Source organism: Rheinheimera sp. ATLC3, assembly GCF_059429535.1.
Genome location: NZ_CM182103.1, coordinates 3693450 through 3718338 on the forward strand (window position 1 = coordinate 3693450; position 24889 = coordinate 3718338).

General features: G+C 49.5%; 25 protein-coding genes and 3 tRNA genes. 15 read left to right on the top strand and 13 right to left on the bottom strand.

The window, feature by feature from the left end; translation table 11 throughout:
• Positions 1-8 precede the first annotated feature (8 nt).
• Both AC5SV9_RS17195 and AC5SV9_RS17200 read left to right on the top strand, forming a co-directional pair.
• Positions 9-1382, top strand: coding sequence for a DUF4397 domain-containing protein (locus AC5SV9_RS17195; RefSeq protein ID WP_475148867.1), 1374 nt, complete (start codon positions 9-11; stop codon positions 1380-1382).
• A 326-nt stretch (positions 1383-1708) separates the two neighbouring features.
• Positions 1709-2839 (top strand): lysozyme inhibitor LprI family protein, encoded by a 1131-nt coding sequence (locus tag AC5SV9_RS17200; protein WP_475148869.1) that lies wholly within the window; start codon positions 1709-1711, stop codon positions 2837-2839.
• A gap of 190 nt (positions 2840-3029) precedes the next feature.
• On the opposite strand, the gene AC5SV9_RS17205 is transcribed toward AC5SV9_RS17200, so the two are convergent.
• The 4 genes from AC5SV9_RS17205 to minC all read right to left on the bottom strand — a co-directional run bounded on the left by AC5SV9_RS17205 (position 3030) and on the right by minC (position 5291).
• Positions 3030-3380 carry a hypothetical protein gene (locus tag AC5SV9_RS17205; RefSeq protein ID WP_475148871.1) on the bottom strand — a complete coding sequence of 117 codons (351 nt, stop codon included), beginning with the start codon at positions 3378-3380 and terminating at the stop codon, positions 3030-3032.
• A gap of 119 nt (positions 3381-3499) precedes the next feature.
• Positions 3500-3760: a cell division topological specificity factor MinE gene (gene minE, locus AC5SV9_RS17210; protein ID WP_134055998.1), complete on the bottom strand. Its 261-nt coding sequence runs from the start codon at positions 3758-3760 to the stop codon at positions 3500-3502.
• 3 nt (positions 3761-3763) lie between these two features.
• Positions 3764-4573: a septum site-determining protein MinD gene (gene minD / locus AC5SV9_RS17215; RefSeq protein ID WP_134055996.1), complete on the bottom strand. Its 810-nt coding sequence runs from the start codon at positions 4571-4573 to the stop codon at positions 3764-3766.
• Positions 4574-4583: 10 nt separating this feature from the next.
• Positions 4584-5291, bottom strand: coding sequence for a septum site-determining protein MinC (minC, locus tag AC5SV9_RS17220; protein WP_397472537.1), 708 nt, complete (start codon positions 5289-5291; stop codon positions 4584-4586).
• A 164-nt stretch (positions 5292-5455) separates the two neighbouring features.
• On the opposite strand from minC, the gene AC5SV9_RS17225 reads away from it, so the two are divergent.
• The 10 genes from AC5SV9_RS17225 (at position 5456) to AC5SV9_RS17270 (ending at position 15931) form a co-directional block, all read left to right on the top strand.
• Positions 5456-5725 carry a YcgL domain-containing protein gene (locus tag AC5SV9_RS17225; protein WP_331923108.1) on the top strand — a complete coding sequence of 90 codons (270 nt, stop codon included), beginning with the start codon at positions 5456-5458 and terminating at the stop codon, positions 5723-5725.
• Positions 5726-5762: 37 nt separating this feature from the next.
• Positions 5763-6782: a lytic murein transglycosylase gene (locus AC5SV9_RS17230; RefSeq protein WP_475148873.1), complete on the top strand. Its 1020-nt coding sequence runs from the start codon at positions 5763-5765 to the stop codon at positions 6780-6782.
• A 1-nt stretch (position 6783) separates the two neighbouring features.
• Positions 6784-7446: a fumarylacetoacetate hydrolase family protein gene (locus AC5SV9_RS17235; protein ID WP_475148875.1), complete on the top strand. Its 663-nt coding sequence runs from the start codon at positions 6784-6786 to the stop codon at positions 7444-7446.
• Between the two features lie 2 nt (positions 7447-7448).
• Positions 7449-7943, top strand: a complete 495-nt coding sequence (locus AC5SV9_RS17240; protein ID WP_475148876.1) for a YcgN family cysteine cluster protein — start codon at positions 7449-7451, stop codon at positions 7941-7943.
• 24 nt (positions 7944-7967) lie between these two features.
• On the top strand, positions 7968-8585 hold the full coding sequence (locus AC5SV9_RS17245; RefSeq protein WP_269062634.1) for a mechanosensitive ion channel domain-containing protein: 618 nt from the start codon (positions 7968-7970) through the stop codon (positions 8583-8585).
• 76 nt (positions 8586-8661) lie between these two features.
• Positions 8662-12075, top strand: coding sequence for an AAA family ATPase (locus AC5SV9_RS17250; protein ID WP_475148878.1), 3414 nt, complete (start codon positions 8662-8664; stop codon positions 12073-12075).
• 14 nt (positions 12076-12089) lie between these two features.
• A complete protein-coding gene (gene zipA / locus AC5SV9_RS17255) occupies positions 12090-12980 on the top strand; it encodes a cell division protein ZipA (RefSeq protein WP_475148879.1) in 891 nt (296 codons plus the stop codon).
• Between the two features lie 93 nt (positions 12981-13073).
• Positions 13074-15107 carry an NAD-dependent DNA ligase LigA gene (gene ligA / locus AC5SV9_RS17260; protein ID WP_475148882.1) on the top strand — a complete coding sequence of 678 codons (2034 nt, stop codon included), beginning with the start codon at positions 13074-13076 and terminating at the stop codon, positions 15105-15107.
• Positions 15108-15443 (top strand): DUF3392 domain-containing protein, encoded by a 336-nt coding sequence (locus AC5SV9_RS17265; protein ID WP_134055976.1) that lies wholly within the window; start codon positions 15108-15110, stop codon positions 15441-15443.
• The gene (locus tag AC5SV9_RS17270) at positions 15440-15931 is read left to right on the top strand and encodes a DUF2919 family protein (protein ID WP_475148884.1); all 492 of its coding nucleotides are present in this window, start codon (positions 15440-15442) and stop codon (positions 15929-15931) included. The genes AC5SV9_RS17265 and AC5SV9_RS17270 overlap by 4 nt, the downstream gene beginning before the upstream one ends.
• Here the strand turns inward: AC5SV9_RS17270 and AC5SV9_RS17275 are convergent.
• From AC5SV9_RS17275 to AC5SV9_RS17290, 4 genes are all read right to left on the bottom strand, one after another.
• The gene (locus tag AC5SV9_RS17275; RefSeq protein WP_475148886.1) at positions 15928-17550 is read right to left on the bottom strand and encodes a response regulator; all 1623 of its coding nucleotides are present in this window, start codon (positions 17548-17550) and stop codon (positions 15928-15930) included. The genes AC5SV9_RS17270 and AC5SV9_RS17275 overlap by 4 nt on opposite strands.
• A 187-nt stretch (positions 17551-17737) precedes the next feature.
• A tRNA-Val gene (locus AC5SV9_RS17280) sits at positions 17738-17813 on the bottom strand.
• 46 nt (positions 17814-17859) lie between these two features.
• Positions 17860-17935: transfer RNA gene (locus tag AC5SV9_RS17285), tRNA-Val, on the bottom strand.
• A gap of 46 nt (positions 17936-17981) precedes the next feature.
• Positions 17982-18057: transfer RNA gene (locus tag AC5SV9_RS17290), tRNA-Val, on the bottom strand.
• Between the two features lie 200 nt (positions 18058-18257).
• On the opposite strand from AC5SV9_RS17290, the gene gltX reads away from it, so the two are divergent.
• On the top strand, positions 18258-19667 hold the full coding sequence (gltX, locus tag AC5SV9_RS17295) for a glutamate--tRNA ligase (protein WP_475148887.1): 1410 nt from the start codon (positions 18258-18260) through the stop codon (positions 19665-19667).
• Between the two features lie 174 nt (positions 19668-19841).
• Positions 19842-20639 (top strand): DUF481 domain-containing protein, encoded by a 798-nt coding sequence (locus AC5SV9_RS17300; protein ID WP_230818999.1) that lies wholly within the window; start codon positions 19842-19844, stop codon positions 20637-20639.
• A 65-nt stretch (positions 20640-20704) separates the two neighbouring features.
• Here the strand turns inward: AC5SV9_RS17300 and AC5SV9_RS17305 are convergent, their stop codons facing one another.
• Positions 20705-21694: a 2-hydroxyacid dehydrogenase gene (locus tag AC5SV9_RS17305; RefSeq protein ID WP_475148888.1), complete on the bottom strand. Its 990-nt coding sequence runs from the start codon at positions 21692-21694 to the stop codon at positions 20705-20707.
• 71 nt (positions 21695-21765) lie between these two features.
• The gene (locus AC5SV9_RS17310) at positions 21766-22245 is read right to left on the bottom strand and encodes a glutathione peroxidase (protein WP_230819264.1); all 480 of its coding nucleotides are present in this window, start codon (positions 22243-22245) and stop codon (positions 21766-21768) included.
• 86 nt (positions 22246-22331) lie between these two features.
• On the opposite strand from AC5SV9_RS17310, the gene AC5SV9_RS17315 reads away from it, so the two are divergent.
• Entirely contained in the window at positions 22332-23213 is an 882-nt protein-coding gene (locus AC5SV9_RS17315) for an NAD(P)-dependent oxidoreductase (RefSeq protein WP_273021112.1), read from the top strand.
• Here AC5SV9_RS17315 and AC5SV9_RS17320 read toward each other — a convergent pair.
• From AC5SV9_RS17320 to AC5SV9_RS17330, 3 genes are all read right to left on the bottom strand, one after another.
• Positions 23202-23663, bottom strand: a complete 462-nt coding sequence (locus AC5SV9_RS17320) for an RES family NAD+ phosphorylase (RefSeq protein WP_230819002.1) — start codon at positions 23661-23663, stop codon at positions 23202-23204. The two genes, AC5SV9_RS17315 and AC5SV9_RS17320, sit on opposite strands and share 12 nt — an antisense overlap.
• On the bottom strand, positions 23663-24112 hold the full coding sequence (gene parS / locus AC5SV9_RS17325; RefSeq protein ID WP_230819003.1) for a type II RES/Xre toxin-antitoxin system antitoxin: 450 nt from the start codon (positions 24110-24112) through the stop codon (positions 23663-23665). The genes AC5SV9_RS17320 and parS overlap by 1 nt, the downstream gene beginning before the upstream one ends.
• 116 nt (positions 24113-24228) lie before the next feature.
• Positions 24229-24888: a CoA transferase subunit B gene (locus AC5SV9_RS17330; protein ID WP_475148890.1), complete on the bottom strand. Its 660-nt coding sequence runs from the start codon at positions 24886-24888 to the stop codon at positions 24229-24231.
• Position 24889: the final 1 nt, after the last annotated feature.

Genomic DNA, 24889 nt, shown 5'->3' on the forward strand with positions numbered 1-24889 from the left:
TTATAACAATGCTTAAGATAAAACACTTTGCTTTACCTGCAGTATTGGCACTTTCTTTAACCGGATGCTGGTTAGATGACGATGATGATCCGGCACCAACGCCTGAGCCTCCGGCTGTCGAAGATGCTACCGTTCAGGTGGTGCATGCCGTTATCGACGCACCTGATGTGAATATTCTGGCCAACGGCGATGCGGTTATCACTGATCTTGCTTTTGCACAGGCGTCTGAAGTGCTGGATCTGCCTCCTGCCACTTATAGTATCGCCGCAGAGGCACTTCTGCCGGGTGATGACACCGCAACCGTTATCGGCCCAATCGATTTAAGTCTGGAGGAGGCAAAACGCTACACCGTATTTGCCGTAGGCACAGTGATGGATGACTCACTCGAAGCGCTGGTTGTGCCCGGCACCACGGCCGACGTTAGCAGCGGTAAAATTCGGTTGCAGGTTGTCCATGCCGCAGCCGGTGCGCCAGAGGTTGAAGTGCATGTAACGGCACCGAATGCAGAGCTGGGCACGCCGCTTGCAACATTAATGTTTAAAGACTTTACCGATTACGTTGAAGTTGACCCTGCCCAGTATCAGGTGCGTATTACCTTGCCAGGCACGGATACCGTGGTGTTTGACAGTGGAACCTTAGACTTAAGTACCGCTGGGACTGACCTGGTTGTCGCAGCGATAGACAGCCAATACTCTGGTGAATCGCCGGTATCCTTATTAGCTGTGGCGCAGGATGGCAGTGAAATGGCTATTCTCGATGCCAATGCGACATCTTCAGTAAGGGTGGTGCACAATGTATCTGACGCACCAGCGGTAGATGTGCTCGTCAATGATGCTATTATCCTGGTGGATGCGTTAGCCTTCCCGGATTTTACACCTTACGTGGCTGTGGCGCCTGATACGTACAATGTGAAAGTGGCTGCTGATGCCGATAACAGTGTGGTTGTTATAGATGAAGACCTGATGCTGGATGCCGGTGCGTATTACAGTGTGCTGGCTGTGGGCGCTTTGGGCGAAAATAGCATAGAACCACTTATATTATCTGATATGCCGCGTCGCATAGCGACAGAAGCGCAGGTGCGTATCGTGCATGGCTCAACCTTAGCCGGTAATGTCGATATTTATGTTACCGCGACCGAAGATATCAGCGCGGCAACACCCGCCTTTGCCGATATACCTTTTAAAGCCGAAACCGGCTATGTCTCGCTGGCCGCGGGGGATTACGTGGTCACAGTAACGCCAGCCGGCAGTAAAACCGCAGCCATTGGCCCGGTGGCGTTAACGCTTGAGGCAAACAGCATTTACACCGCTATCGCCCGCGACGGCGTTGGGTTAACCGCAGATGTTGGCCTCATTTTAATGGACGATTTTGTCCAGCCTTAAAACCAAATAACAGAAGGTCCTGTTAAGTTAAAGCCCGCCTTGTGCGGGCTTTGTGTTTTTCTACCCGCCTAAAATTAAATTAAAAACTTTGTTATTTATTAATGTTTTTGTTACTTTCCTGCCGCAAGTTATCAAGGACAACTGTTTACTCTGTTGTCATGCCACAGCAAGGCCAGTAATAAGTTTTAATAAGCTGCAAATTCGTACAAGTAAAAAGCAGCCAGCGGCGGATTATAGCGTTTTTATTGTCGCTGGTGATTAGAGCGGTGGATGAAGGGGTAAGGGAGCGATGAGGTATTCAGAGCTTATACAACGCAGGGGTTTTAATGAAATTTAATTGGAAAGCAGCGGTTGGCATAGTCGTGCTGATAAGTGGGGTTGCGGTAGCTGCAGTGGCTTATTGGCAGGTGAGTAGTGAGCAAAGGCAACGACGGGTTGATGTGATCAATTTAAAAAAATTTATGTCAGAGCTGAATTGCAGCGAGCCAGCTTCTAAGGCAGAGACGATGATTTGCTCTGATGATACTTTGATGCAACTCGATAAGCAGTTGGCTGTGGCTTACCACAACAACAGCTTATGGAGATCTTTAAAGGCAAGAAGCAATCAAGATGAACTGTGTTTAAAAAACTGTTTAGTCAATCTGGACAAAATACAGCAGCGCTGGATTACTAAGGTTCGCAATCGCTGCGACACAGTTGAATGTTTAACCAAAGCCTACACAGACCGGATCACTGAATTAAATGGCCAACCAGAACCCTTGCCTACATTCAGATTAGTTTCTAACAATGAGCCTGCAATGTGTAGCGCTATGCTGGAAATTCTTAACAGTACACCGCGTGAGCAGTTGGGTGCTTGCGCCCGCTATGATTTTAGCGGCACAGCTTTTACGCCAGTGTCAGCAAAGCTTGGGCCAGAGCACTGGCAGAGATTTGAGCGTTTTAATAATGAAAGAGGGAATCTACAGTCTTTATCAGTGCTAGAACTTTGGGCGGCGATGGAGCAAAAAGATCAAACAGATTATCGCGAACTATACGGTGTTCAGCATGAATTGGGTGAGGGGAATGAAGCGACCTGGCTGCTGGAAGCACGTTTTCCCAGCAGAAGCTGTCAGACCTTGCCTTATGGTACTAACACAGAAAGAAAGCGGTACGGGCAAACATATCAGCAGTTTAAACAACTAGATGCTACCGGCAAGTTGCAGCATGCAAAGCAATATGGATGGCAGTCTGTAGTTGCTATCTCAGGCGCTGGAGAAACGAGATCATTATATTCTGGCCAGCTGCTGCGTTATGGCGAGGAATGGTATGTCCTAGATCAAGAGCTTATGAGACAAATGAATGGGCCGGAAGAGTCGATTTCAAAACCGTCTATTAATTTGAAGAGAATTGATCCCAACGTGGATCAACAGTCAGGAACTTGGCGAAGTTATATGTGTAGTTATTGGTATAACTATTGAGAGGTTATTTTTCAAGGTATTACTGAGGAGAGTGAGTGTGTCGGAGTTCATTAAAAAATTTAGATCTTTGTACGCGGATAGTTTAGGTGCTAAGGCTTTGACATTCATAGCCTTAGCAACCGCGATAATTTTTTAGCATCTTTTATAGCACCAATAGGGGCAGATTCATTGATTCACTGTCCCCATAGATTCAACGCCTTAATCTACCGACACTGAAGATGGCTGAGCACATTGCCATAAATATTAAAAACGGATATATCGCGGCAAAGGTTTGCTCGTCGTTATAAGTACCAGCCCTTTGCATCAGTGCGGTAGTTAGTAAGGCGAGGGTGCCAAAAACAATTGCCGCTAGCCCAGATAACCGCTGTACCCACCGATGCAGCCGCGCTATGTTAAAGCGTTGAAACCGGCGTAAACCCCAACTACTGTATTGCCAGTAGCCAAACATCACGGATAAAAATGCGCTAACAAGGTAGCCAACTGGTGTTGCCAAAGTGAATGATGCCAGCTTGGTCGACACAGCCATGGTAAATATCACCATAACTAAGATGCCAACACTATAGAATGTTGAAAAGATAAATTGATGCATAGATTTATATTTAAGGTCGTTGTCTGGGGCTAAAAATGACAAACCCGCTGGCGCGGGTTTGTTGGCTCAGCTTAGCGCTTATCTTCCGGGAAGGTAACGTTTAGCTCCAGCACCGACAGTTCGTCGTCGCGCTTTTCCAGCGATACGGCAATTTGCTCGGGTGAAATATCCACGTATTTACGGATCACTTCGAGAATATCGCGCTCCAGCTGCGGCAGGTAATCCGGGCTGTTACGCTTTCTGCGTTCATGCGCGACAATAATTTGCAGCCGCTCTTTAGCGGTGTTGGCGCTGTTTTTCTTGTTTGAACGAAAATAATCCAGTAATGACATCCGTTATCCTCCAAATATCCGTTTTAACAGGCCCTTTTTCTCCACAGTTAAAAAGCGGAAGGGTACTTTTTCGCCCAGCAAGCGATCGACTGTATCAAGGTATGCCTGACCGGCATCGCTTTCGGCATCCAGAATAACCGGCTGGCCCGAGTTAGAGGCGTTTAGCACGGCTTGCGACTCTGGAATGACACCGAGCAAATCAATAGAGAGAATTTCTTTTACGTCATCTACGCTTAACATCTCGCCTTTTTCTACCCGCTCCGGGTTATAACGCGTAAGCAGCAGGTGCTCTTTAATCGCGTCTAGGCCTTGTTCAGCGCGGCGTGATTTGCTGGATAACATACCCAGAATGCGGTCAGAGTCGCGCACTGACGACACTTCAGGGTTGGTTACCACTACAGCTTCATCAGCAAAGTACAGTGCCATCATGGCACCGGCTTCAATACCGGCTGGCGAGTCACACAGAATAAAATCGAAGTCTTTAGCCAGCTCGTTCAGTACGCGTTCTACGCCGTCTTTGGTTAATGCATCTTTGTCACGGGTTTGTGACGCGGGCAGAATAAACAGGTTGTCGGTACGTTTATCTTTGATCAGCGTTTGTTTTAAATTGGCTTCGCCGTTAATTACGTTAACGAAGTCATACACTACGCGGCGCTCGCAGCCCATAATCAAATCTAAATTACGCAGGCCAATGTCGAAGTCGATAATAACGGTTTTATGGCCTTTTAATGCTAAACCTGTACCGATAGCTGCGCTGGAGGTGGTTTTGCCTACACCGCCTTTACCTGACGTGACAACAATAATTTTTGCCATCAAAAATTCCTTATACTAATTCTGCTAATACCAGTTGGTCATCCTGCAGCTTAATGCAGGCTGACTTGCTCCAAAATTCACCTTGCAGGCTTTCGCTTAGCCAGTAGTTGCCGGCAATAGATACCAGCTCGGCCTGCAGGTTATAACAATAAATTCGTTTGCTGCTGTCACCGGCAGCACCGGCTATTGCCTTACCGCGCAGCGTGCCATAGATATGGATATTGCCATCGGCAATCACTTCGGCGCCGGCGCCGACCGTGCCTTTAACAATAAGGTCAGTGCCTTTGGCATAAATCTGCTGGCCAGAGCGCACCGCCTGTTCAACCACTTTGCTGTCCATCGCCACACTTACTGTATTCACCGCAGGGGCCGCTTTACTGGCCGGAGCGGCAGCTACCGCAGCTGCTTTGCTGTCTTTACCCAGTTGCAGCGCAGCTAAACCGGCTTGCTGTGCTTGTTGTTTTAACGTGCTGCTGGCACCACAAACACCAACCAGTACCAGTTTTAACTCAGTAAATAGTTGTTTTATCGCAATAAAGTCTGGTGTTTGCTGGCAGTCTGTAAGGTTAAGAATAATAGGGGCCTGATAAAAAAACGCCGGCGCCTGCGCGAGTTTCTGGCTTAATTGAGTTTGCAGGGCACTGACACTGAGGTCCGGGCAGGAGAGTACCGATAAAGGGAATAGGCTCCCTTTGAGTTCCAAAGTCTGATCTGACATAACTAATTCTTTGCGCACTTATTATAATTTGTCGCGGTTGCGGTTCAGGCCTTGCCAGACCGCGCTTTTATTTGCGTTGCTGCCTGTTGGCGGGTACGCAATAACAAGGCTTCATGTTATAGTTTAGGCCTTCGTTAAGCAAGGTTGAGGCGTGGTTTTATTCGATGCTGTGTGCAGTGTATAAAAGCCGGAAAAAAGACAGTACCTATTTGTATGTAAAGCAGCGGGATGACTTCTCGGCAGTGCCGCAGGCATTGCTCGATACCTTTGGTAAACCCGAGCTGGTAACCGTGATTAATTTAGATAAACGGGAACATCTGGCGCTGGCAGATATCGATAGAGTGAAGCAGCAGTTACAACAGCAGGGTTTTTACTTACAGCTGCCGCCTCCGCCGGAAGATTTACTGGCGCAGCACAAAGCGCTGCAGCGCTGATTTCTCTCGACTATTTTCATAATTAACGGGTCTTTTTATGTTTAGAACGCTTATCGCTATTACCACTGCGGCTATATTCAGTACTGCCGTTTTTGCAGCCGATACCAAACCCGCTTTTGCCGATTACACCGCCACCTTAAAGCAGGAGGCGCTGGCTAAAGGTTATGCGCCACAGTTGCTTGATGAGGTGTTTTCATCACTGCAGTTTCATGAACGTGTGGTCAGCGCTGATAAGTCTCAGCCAGAATTTGTTGAAACCCTAAGTACCTATTTGCCGAAAAGAGTCAGCGAAACCCGCATAAAAATGGCGCGGGAACGCTATCAGCAATATTTGCCGGAACTGACCAAAATCGGCGAGAAATACGGCGTGCAGCCACGTTTTATTGTCGCGCTGTGGGGGTTGGAAAGCAGTTTCGGCCGCTTTATGGGCACATATTCTGTGCCGTCAGCCTTGGTTACGCTGGCTTATGAAGGCCGGCGTGAAGCCTTTTTTAAAGCCGAGTTTTACCAGGCGCTGGATATTCTGGCGCAGGGCCATATCAGCCTGAATGATATGAAAGGCTCCTGGGCTGGTGCCATGGGGCAAAGCCAGTTTATGCCAAGCTCTTTTATGGCCTATGCGCAGGATGGTGATGGCGATGGTAAAAAAGATATCTGGACCAATCAGCTGGATGTGTTTGCCTCTATTGCAAACTATCTGAAACAACAAGGCTGGGACAACGACAAAACCTGGGGCAGGGAAGTGCTGCTGCCACAGAACTTTGATTTCAGCCAAGCCATTGCCCGTGGCAGCCTGCAGCGTAGCGAATGGCTGGGGCGCTGGGCGCAGTCAGAACGCAGCTTGTCAGACTGGAGCGCTTTGGGATTGCAAAGGTTAAACGGTACCGCGCTGCCGGTGCGGGATATCAGTGCAGCGCTGATTTTACCCGATGGTGACAGCGGACGGGCATTTCTGGCGTACGACAACTACAAAGTGCTGATGCACTGGAACAAGTCCTATTATTTTGTCACCAGCGTTGGCTACCTGGCCGATCTTATCGTTGCGGCGGAGTCATAATATGACATATCAACATCTTGATATAAACGGTAACAACATAACGTTACCGGTTGGCAAAGTGGTTTGTATTGGCCAGAACTATCAGGACCATATTGCCGAGATGCAGAGTAAAACAGCGCCTGAAGCATTGTTTTTTATCAAACCTGCTACTGCACTGTGTAGCCTTACACCTGGCTTTACTATTCCGTCTGGCAAAGGGGCGGTGCATAACGAAACCGAGCTTGCGGTATTAATTGGCAAAACGCTGAAAAACGCCAGTATTGCAGAGGTCGCTGATGCGATCTGGGGCTACAGCCTGGCACTTGATTTAACGCTGCGCGAGGTACAGGCTGAACTTAAAAAGCTAGGCAGACCCTGGGAGATAGCCAAAGGCTTTGATGGCGCCTGCCCGGTGGCAGCTTTTGTTGAAAAAAGCCGGATTAGCAATGCGCAGCAACTGGCGTTTACGCTGCAGGTTAACGGCGAAACGCGTCAGCAAGGCAATACTGCCAGCATGATCCGCGGCATACATCAGCTTATCAGCGAAATGAGCAGCCACTTTACCCTGCAGCCGGGTGACATAGTGCTGACCGGCACGCCGGCTGGCGTCGGGCCACTGCACAGCGGTGATACGCTGCAACTGCAGCTGGCAGATCTTTTTACTGTTAACAGCAGAGTAAACTAAGCATGGCACTTGCAGAACGTTACTGGGAAACCACACCACTTGAGCAGATGAACAAAGAAGAGTGGGAGGCGCTGTGCGATGGCTGCGCCAAATGCTGCCTGAATAAGTTTATCGACGATGATGAAGAACAAGGGCCAACAGCCGTGCTGCACCAGGACGAACAGGTACATTACACTAATATCGCCTGTCGTTACCTGAACAGCCATAAGTGCGAATGCACCGAGTACAGCCAGCGCACTGTATTGGTACCGGATTGCATTGCACTGACCAAAGATAATTTAAAAGATATTTTCTTTATGCCAACCAGCTGTGCTTACCGGCGTTTGCATGAAGGCCGGGGTTTGCCGCACTGGCACCCGCTGTTAAACGGCGGAAAAAAAAGCCTGATGCATAAAAAACAAATGTCGGTACGTAACAAAACAATTTCAGAATTGCAGGTAAACATGGACGATTTTGAAGATTTTATCGTGCGCTGGCCGCTTAATGATCTGGATTAACCCTGCGATACCGGAGTAAATACTTTGTCTTTTTTTGAATACAGTCAGCAGTTTATCCGGCACTTTAGCCCTGTTACGGTGCAGCTTATCATCAGCGTGTCGGTTATTATTCTGTATTTTATTATCAGCCGGCGGGTAATGCCGCTGCTGTATCAGGTGATTGCGCACAGCCGGCTTAAAGCTGAAATGAATAAACGCGCTGCAGTGGTACTGCATATTCTGCTGGTGCTGGCACTTATTGTGGTGCTGAGTGTGGTCTGGGGCGTGGATATCCGTGGCTTATTGGTTCTGGCCTCGTCAATGATTGCCGTTGTCGGCGTGGCGCTGTTTGCTGCCTGGAGCCTGCTCAGTAACATTACCGCTTTCTTTATTTTGCTGGGGCAAAAAGCCTTTGCCGAAGGCATGGAAGTAAGGGTGATTGACGGTGGCAATTACCTTGAAGGCCGCATTGTTGAAATTAATTTGTTCAGCACTGTACTGCGTACCAAGGATAACGAGCAGGTGGTGTATCCGAATAACCTGTTGATCTCGCGCCCGGTGGTGGTATTTCCGCGCAAAAGCCGAAAAATTGTGCAGAACACGGTAGCCGAAAAGGCCCAGCGTTGGCGGCGTAAGGTATTGATTGGGCAGAAAAGTGAGTGATTTTTGCGTGACAGCTATCAGGCACGCTGCTACATTCGGCAACATGCAATGATAACAATAATATGCTACCGCCCCGATGCGCTTAAAACAGATAAAACTGTCCGGCTTTAAGTCTTTTGTCGACAGCACCAGTGTGCCGTTTCCGCAGCAGATGACGGCGGTGGTCGGCCCAAATGGCTGTGGCAAATCCAATGTCATCGATGCGGTGCGCTGGGTGTTGGGTGAAAGCTCGGCCAAAAACCTGCGCGGCGATGCGATGACCGATGTTATTTTTAACGGCTCGGCGCAGCGTAAGCCGGTGTCACAGGCATCGGTAGAGCTGGTATTTGAGAACACCGAAGGCCGCTTGGCAGGTGGGCTTGCCGATCGTAGTGAAATTTCGATCAAGCGTATTGTCACCCGCGATGCCCAGTCCAACTATTTCCTCAATGGCAGCAAATGCCGCCGTCGCGATATTACCGACATTTTCCTTGGTACCGGGCTTGGGCCGCGCAGTTATGCCATTATCGAGCAGGGCATGATTTCACGGCTTATTGAGTCCAAACCACAGGAACTCAGAGTGTTTATCGAAGAAGCTGCAGGTATCTCAAAATACAAAGAACGCCGGCGCGAGACGGAAAACCGCATTAAACATACCCGGGAAAACCTGGACCGGTTGTCTGATGTGCGGGACGAACTTGGCAAAAATATCGATAAGCTAAAACGCCAGGCGACAGCCGCCCAGCGTTACAAAGAATTAAAAGCGCAAGAGCGTAAGCTAAAGGCTGAGCTGACCACCATTAAATGGTTGTATTACAGTAACCGGTTTAACGCATTAGAACAGCAGTTGCAGCAACAACAAACCGAACTGGAAAAATATCAGTCGCAGGAGCTGGGCGATCAGCGGGTATTGCTGGAATTAAAGCAACAGGCGCAGGATGGCCGGCAGCAACTGGAAAAAACGCAAAGCCAGTTTTACCAGTTAGGCGCTACCATCAGCCGTCTCGAACAACAAATTCTGCATCAGCGCCAGCAACAGCAAACATTAAACGCACAGATGCAGCAAAGCCGCCATAGCCTGCAGCAGGTTGAAGAATTTATTGCCACCGAGCAAGCACAATACAGCGAGCTTGAACAGCAACTGCTGCTGGACGAGCCTCAGCAGGAATTATTAGCCGGGCAGCTTGATGTACTCAATGAGCAGCTGCAATTGCTTGAAGATGAACAACTGGCGCAGCAGCAAGCATTTCAGCACTGGCAGCAGCAACACTTTCGCTTGCAGCAACAACAGCAACAGCAGCAGTTACAATTGCAAAATCAGCAGCAGCAATATAGTCAGTTACAGCAACAACAACAGCAGATCACAGATGATATTGCTGCGCTGTCGCTGGCACCACTGCAACAGCGCATTGCTGAATTAGACGCAGAGCAGGCGCGCAGCGCGCAACTGTTGCAGCAATATATTGCTGCACAGACTAAAGCGCAAACTGATGTGCACCAGCAAGAACAGCATTGCAGGCAACTGCAAGCGCAGCAGTTAACTGCCGGCAATGACGTGCAAATGCTGCAGCGGGAACAAAGCACACTGCAACAGCAACAAGCGCAGCGCGATACTGAACAGCAGCAGTTATTGCAACAGCTAAAGGTAAAACCTGGTTGGGCTACGGCGGTAGCTATGGTGCTGGGGCAATTACAGCACGCTGTTGTCGCTGCAGGGTTGCCTGAAGAGCCCAAAACAGTGGTAATGACAAACCAGCAAGCAGCTGCACCCGGCACCCTGGCTGCGGTGATCGTGGCAGGGGTGTACCCTGATAGTTTTAATCATATTTTTCTCTCAGACAGTGTTGCTGACGCAGCCAGGCGCCAGACACAGTTACAGCAGGGGCAGTCACTGATTTGCCAGCAAGGTTATTGGCTTGGCACCAACTGGGCATTGCTGGCAGGTACCAGCCAAAGCGACAGCTATTTATTGCGGGCCGAACGGCTGCAACAGCTCAGTGGCGAAATAGCTGATGCTATTGCTCATTTGCAACAGATTGAAACAAGCTTATCTGAGCAGACATCGCTGCTGCAGCAGGGTAAGGCTGTGCTGCAACAAACTTCGGAGCAACTGCTGCAGGCGGAAAAACAACATCAGCAGCAGCAAACTAATTTACTGCTGGCGCAACAGGAGCTGCAACAAGGGCAGAGGCTGGCGCAGAAGCTGGATGCTGAGCAGCAGCAACTGCTGCTGAAGCAGGCGCAACTGGAAGAGAGTATTGAACAGTTGCAGGTAGCGCAGGAAATAAGCGCTGAACAACTGCTTGAACACGACGCTCAGCAGCACCAGCTGCAGCAAAACAGTGGCAGTGCACAGCAGCAACTACAGCAGCTACGCGCGCAGTTTGAACAAAAACGTCAGCAGCAACAACAGCTGCTGATGCAGCAAAAAGTATCAGAGCAGCAGCTCAGTGCATTGCAGTTAAGTTTGACACGCGCCAAAACGCAGCAACAACAGCTGCAGGAGCAACTGAGCCAGCTGGATGAGAAATTGCAGCCGGATGATGACGCCGAACTGATACTGCAGGAACAATTGCAGCAGAGCCTGCTTGAACGCGACGACGCCGAGCAGCAAATGATCAGTCAGCAGGATGCGTTAGCCGGGGTTGAGCAACAAATACGCCAGCTGGAGCAAGGACAGCAGGGCATTATGCAGCTACTGAACAAAAAGCGCGCCGAGCTGGCCGATATCCAGCTGGATGCCGAAGGGTATCGCGTGCGGGCCAATAACATGATGGAGTTGCTGCGCGAACAGCAGGCCAATATGAAAGACGTGCTGGCAGAGCTGCCAGCCGATGCTGATGAAGCCGTGTGGCAGCAGCAACTGGACAAAACCACCGATGCAGTAGCGCGTTTAGGCCCGATAAACCTGGCGGCAATTGAAGAATATGAGCAGCAGTCTGAACGCAAACAGTATCTGGATGCGCAGAACGACGATTTGATGGCGGCGATGGATACATTGGAAACAGCGATCCGCAAAATTGATAAAGAAACCCGGCAGAAATTTAAAGACACCTTTGAGCAGGTTAACGATGGTCTGAAAACCTTGTTTCCGAAAGTCTTTGGTGGTGGCAGAGCCTATCTGGATTTAACCGAAGATGACTTACTGGAAACCGGGGTCACTATCATGGCGCAACCGCCTGGTAAAAAAAACAGTACAATACATTTATTATCGGGTGGTGAAAAAGCCCTAACCGCTTTATCATTGGTGTTTTCTATTTTCCGGCTTAATCCGGCACCATTTTGTATGTTGGATGAAGTAGATGCGCCGCTGGATGATGCCAACGTAGGGCGTTTTTGTAATCTGGTGCGGGAAATGTCGGAAACCGTACAATTTATTTATATTAGCCACAATAAAATTGCCATGGAAATGGCAGCACAGTTAATGGGTGTGACGATGCAAGAACCAGGCGTGTCGCGCGTAGTGGCTGTTGATGTGGATGATGCTGTAAAAATGGCAGCAGCCTCTTAATTAAAGGTAACCTTATGGCTGACGAATTACGTTTGATTTTTATTATTATCGGTGCCCTGGTTCTGGGTGGCTTGTTGTTGCATGGCTTGTGGACAGTGCGTAAAAACGCAGGCCAACCCCGGCACCGCTATTACGACGAGCCGGCAAAGGATGAACAGGACAAAACCGAAGGCTTCGACGAGCTAGGCGTTGGTCCGGTAAGGGTAGTCAAACGTGGCAATCAGGACAGCTCTGCCGGCGCAGCACCGTCTAAAGCAGAGCCGATGCGCCGCAGTGAGTCTGCGGGTGGCGCGGTGAGCCGCACCGGGCCGATGACAAAGCAACCGTCAGCAGAGGTGCAAACTGAGTTGCCGTTTGATGAGCCAAAAGAGCCGGAACTGAATTTTTCTGCTTTGGCTGATGATGAGGTGCCCGAAACAGTATTTGATAGCGAAGTGCCTGACGCTGAGCCAGATGCCGATGTTGCAGCTGAAGAGCCGTCAGAAGTGTTGATCCTGTATGTGTTGTTGCCGGAAAGCAAAGAAATGAAAGGCCCGGATCTGTTGTCCGCATTGCTGACACTGGGCTTTAAGTACGGTGACATGGATATTTTCCACCGCCATACCGACAGCGCCGGCTCTGGCGCGGTATTGTTCAGCCTGGCAAATATGTTTAACCCCGGTACTTTTGATTTGGAAAACATTGATAAACTGGCCACACGTGGTGTGAGTTTATTTATGACGTTACCAGGCCCGGGTGAACCGCTGCAGAATTTTAACCTGATGCACAACGCAGCTAAGAAGCTGGCAGAAGAATTCGGTGGTCAGGTGCTGGATGGTCAGCGTAGTGTGTTAACGGTGCAAACGGTGCGTCATTACGTCGACAAAATCCGCGAGTTTCAGCGCCAGCAGCTGATCCACGGTTAACGGTGAAATAGTCAACAGACAAAACGGCAGGCGGTAGTCCTGCCGTTTTTGTTATGGCAAACTCTGTGCATTATTTTTTCGGGTCATTACCATATGAGTCAGTCTTTATTACAACAGGTGCAAAAGCTCAGACAGCAGCTGGAGCAATACAGTTATCAATACTATGTGCTGGACAACCCGACCGTACCAGACGCCGAATACGACAGCCTTTACCGCCAGCTACAGCAGCTTGAAGCACAAGATCCCGGGCTTATTACCCCGGACTCGCCGACGCAGCGGGTAGGCGCAGCGCCATTAAGTAAATTTGGCCAGGTTACTCATACTATTCCGATGTTATCGCTGGACAATGCTTTTGATACAGATGAGTTTCAGGCATTTTGTAAGCGTATGGCCGACAGGCTGGATAGCAGCACTGAATTCAGTTTTTGCTGTGAGCCAAAGCTCGATGGGCTGGCTGTCAGCATCCGTTATGAAAATGGTCTGTTGGTGCAGGCGGCAACACGTGGTGACGGTTACACCGGTGAAGACATCACTGCGAATGTAAAAACCATCCGGGCAGTGCCTTTAAGGCTGCAAGGCGACAAAGTGCCAGCCGTGCTTGAAGTGCGTGGTGAAGTGTTTATGCCGCTGGCAGGCTTTGCGGCGATGAATGATAAAGCCCGGGCAGCGGGCGAAAAGGTATTTGCTAACCCACGTAATGCCGCCGCTGGTAGCCTGCGTCAGCTGGACCCGAAAATCAGTGCGCAGCGGCCACTGATGTTTTATGCCTATGCTGTTGGCGCCGTAGAAGATGCAGATGCTGTATTGAATAACCAAAGCCACTACCAACGGCTAATGCAATTGAAAGAGTGGGGGTTACCGGTGTGCCCGGAGATCCGTCTGGTGACAGGCGCTCAGGCAGCGCTTAATTATTATCAGGATATTTTATCGCGCCGCGCTGCTTTGGCGTATGAGATAGATGGTGTGGTGATAAAAGTGTCTGACCTGGCCCAGCAGCAGGCGCTGGGCTTTGTGGCACGGGCACCACGCTGGGCCATTGCCTTTAAGTTTCCGGCGCAGGAAATGCTAACCACCTTGCTTGATGTGGAATTTCAGGTGGGCCGCACTGGCGCCATCACGCCGGTGGCACGGCTGGAGCCGGTTGTTGTCGGCGGTGTGACGGTCAGTAACGCTACGCTGCACAATCAGGACGAGATTGACCGGCTCGGTATTAAAATTGGTGACAAAGTTATCGTGCGCCGCGCCGGAGATGTTATTCCGCAGATTGTTTCCGTGGTGCTGGAGCAACGGCCTGACGATAGTCACAATATTGTTTTTCCTGACAGCTGCCCGGTTTGTGGCTCGGCGGTAGAGCGGGTAAGTGGCGAGGCCGTTGCCCGCTGCAGTGGCGGGTTATTTTGCCCGGCACAATTAAAAGAGTCGATAAAACACTTTGTGTCACGCAAAGCCATCGATATCGATGGTCTGGGCGATAAGCTGGTTGAACAGTTGGTTAACCAGCAGCTGGTAAAAACGCCAGCTGATATTTATCAACTCGATATGGCGGCCCTGGTTGGGCTTGAGCGGATGGCCGAAAAATCTGCGCTTAAGCTGTTGTCGGCGATAGAACAGTCAAAAACGACAACCTTGGCGCGCTTTATCTATGCTCTGGGGATCCGCGAAGTGGGCGAGGCGACCGCGCTTAATCTGGCCAACCATTTTGCCAGCCTGGATAAGCTACAGCAGGCGTCAATCGAGCAACTGCTGCAGGTGGCGGATGTTGGCACAGTGGTGGCGGAACATCTGCACAGTTTCTTTGCAGAACCACATAATCAGCAGGTTATAACTGCGTTACTGGCGGCCGGGATCAGCTGGCCGGTAATCGAGCAACAAGCAGACACTGAACAGCCGCTGGCGGGCCAGACAATAGTGCTGACCGGCACACTGACCAGTATGGGGCGGGATGACGCCAAAATGAAACTGCAGCGGTTAGGCGCCAAGGTGTCAGGCTCGGTTTCCAATAAGACTCATGCTGTTATAGCTGGCGATAATGCCGGCTCCAAACTGGCTAAGGCGACAGAATTAAATGTGCCGGTATGGAATGAGCAGCAGATGCTGGATCTGTTTTCGCAGTACGGAGTGATGTAAATGCCGGATTTTTTGTATCAGCTGTTGCTGGATTGGGGCGCGTTATTCAGACCATATGTGCGCGATATCGCACTGGCTATGGTAGCGACCTGTCTGGTTGTATTTGGTGATGATTTAAACCGGCTTGTGCGCAGGCAAACGGCGGCGCTGCATTTTGTCTGGCGTACCGGCATTTTTATTCTGCTGTGTGCGTTTGGTTATGGTGCACTGACGATTTTTCTGACGCCTCTGGTGGCGGGGCAGCTAGCGAAGCTTAGTAACCTTTGGCTGCCTTGGCTGAGCCTGGGGATTTTTATCGTGCTGGGTATGCTGGCGCAGCGTAAGCGGCAATTATGAGTAAAACACCACTTTGGCCGGTGCTGGATGACTATGGCTTGCATAAGGTGCCGCTCCGGTTCTACTGGCTGCTTGTTTTGCTGCTACGACCTTACATTTGCTGGGTAATGGTGCTGACGTTACCGCAGGCGCAGCGCGATATGCTCAGCTGGTTTTACCCCAAACAACATGATTTTATTGTCGCTTGCCTGGTCGCTGCGCCACTATTATTGCTGGTTGCTGCACAAAGCCAGCGTAAACCCAAAGGCCGTAAAGGCTGGCGGCATATCTGGCGCTTTGGTCGCAGCATCTTGCTGAGCGTTGCCTGTATTGATTTAGTGCTGAGTATAATGCATTTGCCACAGCAGGTGATGCTGGATGCGCCCTGGCGCATTCTGACACCTTTGTTACTGGCTGCAGGCTGTTTCTGGTTGCTGTGCTCCCGCACATTAAAAGCGGTATTTTCAGAGTGGCCTGAACAGGGGAATACCCCACAAGAGCCGGCTTAAGCCAGCTTGCTCAGGTGCTTCTGTTTTAACTGTTCATAGCGTTGTAATTGATCGGTTTTCAGTTTACTGCTTTCAATCAGCTGCTGACATTGTTGCAGCAGTTGTTGCCGCTGCAGGGCGGAGCATAAGGGGCGGGGTGATGTAAGCAACGTTTGCCATAAATTCAGCGCAATGCCGGCATTTTTTGGCATCACCTGCCAGGCCAGTGAAAATGCAGAGAAGGCTTCCTGCCAGTTGCCGTGCTGGTATAAGCGTACCGCATTGTTGTTTAGCTCACGTGGGCCATGCGCCATTGCAGAGCGTTCTTGTTGCTCCTGCATCAGATAGGCAGCTAAAGCCGGTTCAGGTTGTTGTTGACGGCAGTAGTGACTGATGCGGTTAAACAGGTTTCTTGAGGCATCACTCAGCCCCACTTCGTGCAGCGCCTTAGCTTTATCCAGTGCATCTTCAAGCGAATCGATCTCGTTTTGTTCACTCAACTCTGCCAGCAGTTGACGGGCTTTATCGCGGTGATCCTGTAGATATAACAATCTGGCTTGCAAAACCTGCTGTGCTTCGCTCAGATTTTGCTGGCCAAACTGCCGCTGCACTGTGTTCAGTGATAAGGTTGCCTGGCGGTTTAGCCGGCTTTGCTGTTCGCTGTCTTCGCTGCTAAGCGCAAAATCAATACTGGCGCGGGCCAGATTAAAATACAGATCAGGTTGTTCATGCATAGAGTGGCGGGCAAACTTCACCATGTCCCGCGCGGCCCGGTATTGCATTTCGTAATCATGGTTTAGGCGCGACAACTGCAATAATTTTTGCTGACGCAATAAGTTGCGTGGCGCAATATCTGCTGCTGCCAGAATATGTTGTTGTGCCAGCTGATAATGCTGCTGGCGAAACTCCAGCTCACTTAAACAATCAAGCGCGAACAGCCGGGTTTCGGTACGGGCCAACATCAACTCTAATTCGGCAAAAGCGTGAGTTTCATCATTAATATGCAATAAGCAGCGCACCTTGCCTATTCTGGCCCAGCCAAACGGCTGAATTTGTAGCATAGCGTTAAAAAACGTCAGCGCTTCTGTATATTTTTGCTGTAATAACAGAATGTCGCCTTTTAGCTTGAGAAATAACGGGAATAATTTGTGCAGTTCAGCTTGTGTCAGCTGCTGGTTTAGCAGATTCAGCGCTGCGTTATACTGTTGATGTTCAAGTTGTTCATATACCGGCCGCAATTGTTGTTTACGCCTGAGTACGCGTTCGATACGTTGCTGTAGATCGCGGATAACATAAGGTTTGGCTAGGAATTCATCGGGCTGTAGCTCCAGTACACTGTGTACCAGAGCCGGCTCGGTCTCCGCGCTGATAAAAATCAGCCCGCAACTGAGTTTATGTAGGCCTGTGGCTTTTAGCTCCTCAAACAGCTGGTAGCCGTCTTTGCCTTTTGGCAAATTATAAGCGCAGATGATGAGCTCGTAGTTATTTTGTTTACACAGGTTTAACGCGGTCTGCGCCCGGTCGGCATAACTGATATTGTGATATCCCAATTGTTCCAGGGCATAGCGCAGATAGCTCTGGCTCAGACTTTGATCGTCAATAATAAGGATACGCTCGTCGCGTTTTACATCTGGCTCCATAAAGCAATATCAGATCCGCTAGCTTTAAGTCTGGCTTCACTATAGCAAGTTTTTAACATTATATAACAGCGAAATATAGCGCAAACGGATTGTGGCGTGTTTGAGTCAGCGTCAACGGTGTCTTATAAGAGAGTGGATAGAGCTTTGCTTATGGCCTGTTTTTGGTTTGTTTTGTAATGAAGGTAAATGGTGGATTGTACTGGGTTCGAACCAGTGACCCCCGCCTTGTAAGGGCGGTGCTCTCCCAGCTGAGCTAACAATCCATGGGAATATCAAATTTGGGCATCACACACGTTTTGAGCGAAGTGATGGTGGATTGTACTGGGTTCGAACCAGTGACCCCCGCCTTGTAAGGGCGGTGCTCTCCCAGCTGAGCTAACAATCCATGGGAGTATCAAATTTTGGCTTCACACACGTTTTGAGCGAGGTGATGGTGGATTGTACTGGGTTCGAACCAGTGACCCCCGCCTTGTAAGGGCGGTGCTCTCCCAGCTGAGCTAACAATCCATGCCGGTTGATGGCGCTCATTATAGGGAGCACGATTTAGCTGTCAACATTATTTTGGTAAATACGGTTTGCTTGCTGCAAAAGTAAACATTATGCGCTGCGTAAACAGAAAACTGTACTGAACTGCCTGCCTTAGCGGGTGCATCCTGTGCGGGGCATTGTTACAATACCGCTCATTATTACACTGTGATGGATAAAGTATGTCTCTTGTTACCCGTTTTGCACCAAGCCCAACTGGCTATCTGCATGTTGGCGGTGCCCGCACCGCGTTATTTAGCTGGTTATATGCCAGAAAAAATGGTGGAAAGTTCATTCTGCGGATTGAAGACACTGATTTAGAGCGTTCAACGCAGGAATCGGTTGATGCCATTTTAGAGGGTATGAACTGGTTAGGCCTGGATTACGATGAAGGCCCGTATTATCAAACCAAGCGTTTTGACCTGTATAAAGAGGTTGTGGCGCAGCTGTTGGCTGAAGGTAAAGCTTATAAGTGCTTCTGTACAGTAGAAGAAGTAGACGCGATGCGCGAAGCGCAAATGGCAGCAGGTGAGAAACCCCGTTACAACGGTATGTGGCGTGATCGCACAGATCACCCGACAGATAAGCCTTTTGTTATCCGTTTTAAAAATCCACAAACCGGTACCGTGGTCATTGATGATTTGATCAAGGGCAAAATCGAAATTGCTAACAGTGAGCTTGATGATTTGATCATTGCGCGCAGCGACGGTACCCCGACTTACAACCTGACGGTGGTGGTGGACGATTGGAAGATGGGTATCACCCACGTGATCCGCGGTGATGACCATGTTAATAATACGCCACGGCAGATGAATATCCTGGCTGCGCTGGGTGCTGATATTCCTAAATATGCCCATGTGCCAATGATTTTAGGTGATGACGGTAAACGGTTATCAAAACGCCATGGCGCGGTTGGCGTGATGCAGTATCGTGACAATGGCTTCCTGCCTGAGGCGCTACTGAACTATCTGGTTCGTCTGGGCTGGTCACATGGTGACCAGGAAATTTTCTCTAAAGATGAGCTGGTGCAACTGTTCGACTTATCAGCATGTAACCGCGCGCCTTCGGCGTTCAACACCGACAAGCTGATTTGGTTAAACCAACATTATATGAAAACGCTACCAGCAGAACAGGTTGCTGCACAGTTAGCCTGGCATCTTACTGATCAGCAGTTAGATACCAGTAATGGCCCGGCGCTGACAGAACTGGTAAAAGCGCAGGCAGAGCGGGTTAAGACACTTAAAGAAATGGTCGCAGTAAGTCGCTACTTTTATGAAGACTTTGCAGAGTTTGATGCGGATGCGGCGAAAAAACATTTACGCCCGGTTGCGCTGGAACCTTTACAGGCAGTTTCAGCCAAACTGGCAGAGCTGAACGACTGGACACAGGAAAGCATTCATCAGGTGATCAATGCCACGGCTGAAGCATTAGGCGTAGGCATGGGTAAAATAGGGATGCCGTTGCGGGTTGCTGTAACTGGCGGTGGTAACTCTCCGGCGCTGGATATCACTTTAGCCCTGGTGGGTAAAAGCAGAAGCCTTGAACGCTTGGCTGCTGCTATCAGCTTTGTTCAGCAGCGCTCAGCAGAATAAACAGTGGCCGGAAAATAACATAGTTTCGGCCAATGCCCCGATTACTCAGTCCGGTTTACTGGGCTGTGTAACCGGGGCTGATAAAATACAAGTGTCACGGAAGACGAAATAATAAAAGCGGATAAACCACTACTCATGGGTGAGTTTCAGTTAAGGGAGTGATACAGCGACATAATGCATGTTTTCTTAAAAAGCGTCAGCTTGGCACTGATGCTTGGCTTGTATGGGGTGCAAGCTGCAGAAACAGATAGTTTACCCACCAGCGAAGAGCCATTACAGCCGATAGGCTTTTTTGGCACGGTAACAGGTGACGTAGAACTGGGCTTCCTGTTTACTTCAGGTAATACAGATTCCTTTGCTATCCGGGCGAACAGTGAACTGGTGCACGATCTGGAATATTTCCGAAATCGTTACCAGTTGCAAAGCCTGCTGCAAAAAAATAATGTGACTAACAGTGACACCGGTGAAAAAGATCAGGTGACAACAGCAAGCCGCTACAGCTTTACCGGACAGAGTAACTATAAACTCGTGAAAGGCCGTGAATCGATCTTTGGCCGCGCAACCTATGCACATGACAAGTTTGGTGCTTTTCGTGAGCAAGCGGCATTGGCGGTCGGTTATGGTAACCGGTTGTACGAAAAGCTGACCAGCTATCTGGATTTAGAGACGGGGCCGGGTTTTTCGCATCAGCAAAGTGCTTCAGGTAATAATAACAGTGGCCCAATATGGTTTGTGGCGGCTAATCTGGATTATGCATTGTTTGACACTACCAGTTTCCGCCAGACGCTGGAGAGTTCTACCTCGCTTGGCGGGGAAAACTCGACATTGCTCAGCCGTAGCAGCATTACTGCGAAAATAGTCGATAAATTGTCAATGCGCTTTAATTTTGTTGTGCGCTATAACTCCAGGCCTGAAGGCGACTTACGTAAAACCGATACTGAAACATCGGCGTCGCTGGTTTATACCTTTTAATACCAGTCTGTCATCAGCCAGAGCCGCGTAAGTAGCTCTGGCTGAATAGCGTTATCAGTGCAATGTTAATTAACCAGTTCGTTACCGGTTTCGGTATTACTGGCAAATGCCAGTAAATTGTCACTGGTGATCTGACAAATTTCCTGTAACGCTTCTCTGGTAAAAAACGCCTGGTGGCCTGTAATCAATACATTAGGGAACGTCAGCAGGCGTTTAAAAACCTCATCATCAATCATTTGCTCGGACAGGTTTTCAAAAAACAGGTCAGCTTCCTGTTCGTACACATCAAGGCCCAGATAGCCAATTTTCCGGCTTTTTAAGCCGTCAATAATTGCTTTGCTATCAACCAGGGCGCCACGACTGGTGTTTATCAGCATGACACCGCCTTTCATGCTGCCGATGCTGTAATGGTTGATCAGATGTTTTGTATCGGGGGTCAGCGGGCAGTGCAGGCTGATAATATCACTTTGGGCATAAAGCTCTGCTAATGAAACATAGCGCCCGCCCAGGCGCTGTATTTCCTCTGCCTGAACCAGGTCGTGGCACAACAGTTGGCAACCAAACCCATGTAAAATACGGGCGGTGGCCAGCCCAATTCTTCCTGTCCCAACAAGGCCTACCGTTTTGCCAAATAAATTAAACCCCAACAGGCCATCAAGCGCGAAGTTGTCGTCCCGCACTCTGTTATAGGCTTTATGCAGTTTGCGGTTTAAACACAGCATCATACCAACGGTATGTTCTGCAACGGCTTCAGGTGAATAAGCCGGCACCCGTGCAACGCGGATACCCAGTGTTTTGGCCGTGCTTAAGTCAACATTATTAAAGCCGGCACACCTTAGTGCCACCATTTCGATGCCTAGCTCAGATAATTGTTGCAGCACTTCTGCATTAAGTTCGTCATTTACAAATACACAGACGGCATGACAGCCTGCAGCCAGCTTCACGCTGGATTTGGTCAGGCGGCAGTCATGATAGCTAAATTGCAGGCTGCTGTCGGCCCACTGTGTAAAACCGTCACAGTCATATTTTTTTGCGCTGAATACGGCAACTTTCATGATAGGTCTCCCATATTGTTGCCGTATAGCTTAGTGTAAAAATATGGGTAATATTTAGCGCTGGATCAAAGTTAGAGTAAGTCTTCTATCGAGCTGGCAATGGCAGAAGGCTTAGTGCGCGGTGCATAACGTTTTACGACATCGCCATCTTTATTAACCAGAAATTTGGTAAAATTCCATTTGATAGCGCGGGTTTTCATTAAACCACGGGCGCTGTCTTTAAGATGTTCAAACAGCGGTGACGCATCCGGGCCATTAACCATCAGTTTGGCCATCACCGGGAAGCTTACGCCATAGTTGAGCTCACAAAACTGCTGAATATCGCTGTCAGATCCCGGTTCCTGACCACCAAACTGGTTACAGGGGAAGGCCAGTATCACCAAACCTTTGTCGTGATATTTCTGGTGCAGTTCTTCCAGTTCTTTGTATTGCGGTGTAAAGCCACACTGACTGGCGGTGTTGACAATCAACAACACTTTACCGCGATACTGGCTTAAATCTAAATCATTGCCCTGTGCGTTCTTTACTTTGTACTGGTGAACATTGGCCATGCTGATCCCTTCTTTAATTGCTTTCAATCAGGCGAATATCTTTGTAAGCTTTGCGCCACAGTATGTCACAGTTTTAAGTCATTAATATGTCAATTAATAGTAATAGCAAAGTCGCGTTTATTGGCCTTGGCGTTATGGGATACCCGATGGCAGGTTACCTGCAGCAAAAAGGTTATCAGGTTACTGTTTATAACCGTACCACAGCCAAAGCAGAAAAATGGGCCGCACAGTATGGTGGCAGCTGGGCAGCAACACCTAATGCAGCCGCACAGGGGGCTGAACTGGTGTTTATGTGTGTCGGTAATGATAACGATGTGCGTTCTGTAGTATACGGCGAGCATGGCGTGTTAGGTGCTATGGCTGCAGGCAGTGTACTGATTGATCACACGACGGCGTCAGCAGAGTTAGCACGCGAACTTGCCGCCGCGGCAGCAGAAAAAGGCGTAGGCTTTTTAGATGCACCGGTATCCGGTGGCCAGGCTGGTGCTGAAAATGGCGTATTAACGGTGATGATCGGTGGCGAGCAGGTTGATATGGCCAAAGCGGAAGCTGCCATTATGTGCTTCGCCCGCTGTGCGAAATTGCTCGGGCCTGCAGGCAGTGGTCAATTAGCGAAGATGGTGAACCAGATTTGTATCGCCGGCGTGGTGCAAGGCCTGGCTGAAGCGCTTAACTTTGCCCAAAACGCCGGGCTTGATGGCGCGGCCGTGGTAGAAGTGATTTCGCAAGGCGCGGCGTCATCCTGGCAGATGCAAAACCGTTCGCTAACGATGCTCGATGGTAAATACGATTTTGGTTTTGCGGTCGACTGGATGCGCAAAGATTTAGGCATAGCGCTTAATGAAGCACGACAAAATGGTAGTCATTTGCCACTGACAGCGCTGGTTGATCAGTTTTACAGCGAAGTACAGCAGATGGGCGGTGGCCGCTGGGATACGTCAAGCTTACTGGCGCGGTTAAAGCGTTAAGCGCGGATCGGGTAGAAAATCCAATTCTGTCGCTGAGCTGATACAAACTTGATAGGCGTCATGAGCTGGATTGAGCAGGATATTTTGTTCACGCGGTGCTATTACACTTGGCACTGCTAAGGCCAGGCTGGCCTGCTGCGCCAGCCAGTCGTCACCGATGCGGGCAGTGTCGATGCTGGCTGGTTGCTGTCGCCAGTTAGCCGGCAGGTTGGTGTGACTAAGAGACAATATGTCGTCTGTGGTAAGCGTTAATTGAAATAGCCGGTATTGTTTAAGTGCTGTGCGATTATTTAGATGTACCAGCACTTCCAGTATCGCGAGGGCTTCAGACCCGGCAGTGTAAACACACAATTGACCTTTGCTGTTCCAGCGTCCGCCGAACAGCTTTGCGCCTTCACCGTCAAATGCTTGTGCAGCCCATTTGTGATGCACTAAGCGATACACATGCATCAGGCAAATACACCGTGCTCTAAACGGCCGATTAAATCTAATATCGCCTGTGTCTCGGCCGAGGTCGCCAGCATGTCCAATGGGGCTTTATCGCCAAGACCATACACCGGCTCCGTGAGCCAACGTTTAGTTGCAGCCATGTCTGTATCGAATAACGTATTAGCGGCAACCAGAACAGTAGCAAAACGATGCAGCCTGTCGCTTTCTTCCTGGGTAAATTTACCCAATTTTGCCCGCCTGGCCAGCGTAGCGGGAGCTAACTGGCAAACCTGTGCTAACTGCTTTTTATCAAGCATTGATACTAAAGACAGCTTATCAAATACGCTATAGCTAAACCCTTCATGTAGTGCCTGATACAATTTAGGCCCTCGCTCAGCAATACCTAGCCGTTGCCACAGATTAGGTGCGGTATCAGGTGTAGGGGTAAACTCGCGAACTAAGGCCGTCATGATGTATCCAATATCAGTTGATATTTGTTGAGGTTATCATGTGATTGCTTGGTGGTCAAAAAAAGAGCGTCAAGATCATTTCAATCTTAGCGCTCTTATATGATTAAAGTGGCAACTTAGTTAAACGTCATCTCTGGCACGTTACCTTCAATAACCAGTTTACCTGCAGTTTTCTGCTGAATTTCTTCAACAGAAATACCCGGAGCCCGCTCCAGCAGTTGGAAAGCGCCATTACGCACTTCCAGTACCGCTAAGTCGGTAACGATTTTCTTTACGCAGCCCACGCCAGTCAGCGGCAAAGTGCAGTCGGTTAACAGCTTGCTGTTGCCGTATTTATCGGCATGCGTCATGGTTACTACGATATTCTGCGCACCAGCGACCAAGTCCATCGCGCCGCCCATGCCTTTTACCAGTTTGCCCGGGATCATCCAGCTGGCAATGTTACCGTTTTGGTCGACTTCAAAAGCGCCTAATACAGTTAAATCAACATGGCCGCCGCGGATCATGGCAAAGCTTTCAGCTGAGTTGAAAATTGCCGCGCCTTTAATAGCCGTAACGGTTTCTTTGCCGGCATTAATCATATCGGCATCGATTTCATCTTCCGTCGGGTAGGGGCCCATGCCCAGCAAGCCGTTTTCGGATTGCAGCATCACTTCCATGCCTTTAGGCACATAGTTCGCTACCAGCGTAGGGATACCGATACCTAAGTTTACGTAGTAGCCGTCTTGTAGCTCTTGCGCCACGCGCATGGCAACTTGTTCACGAGATAAAGCCATT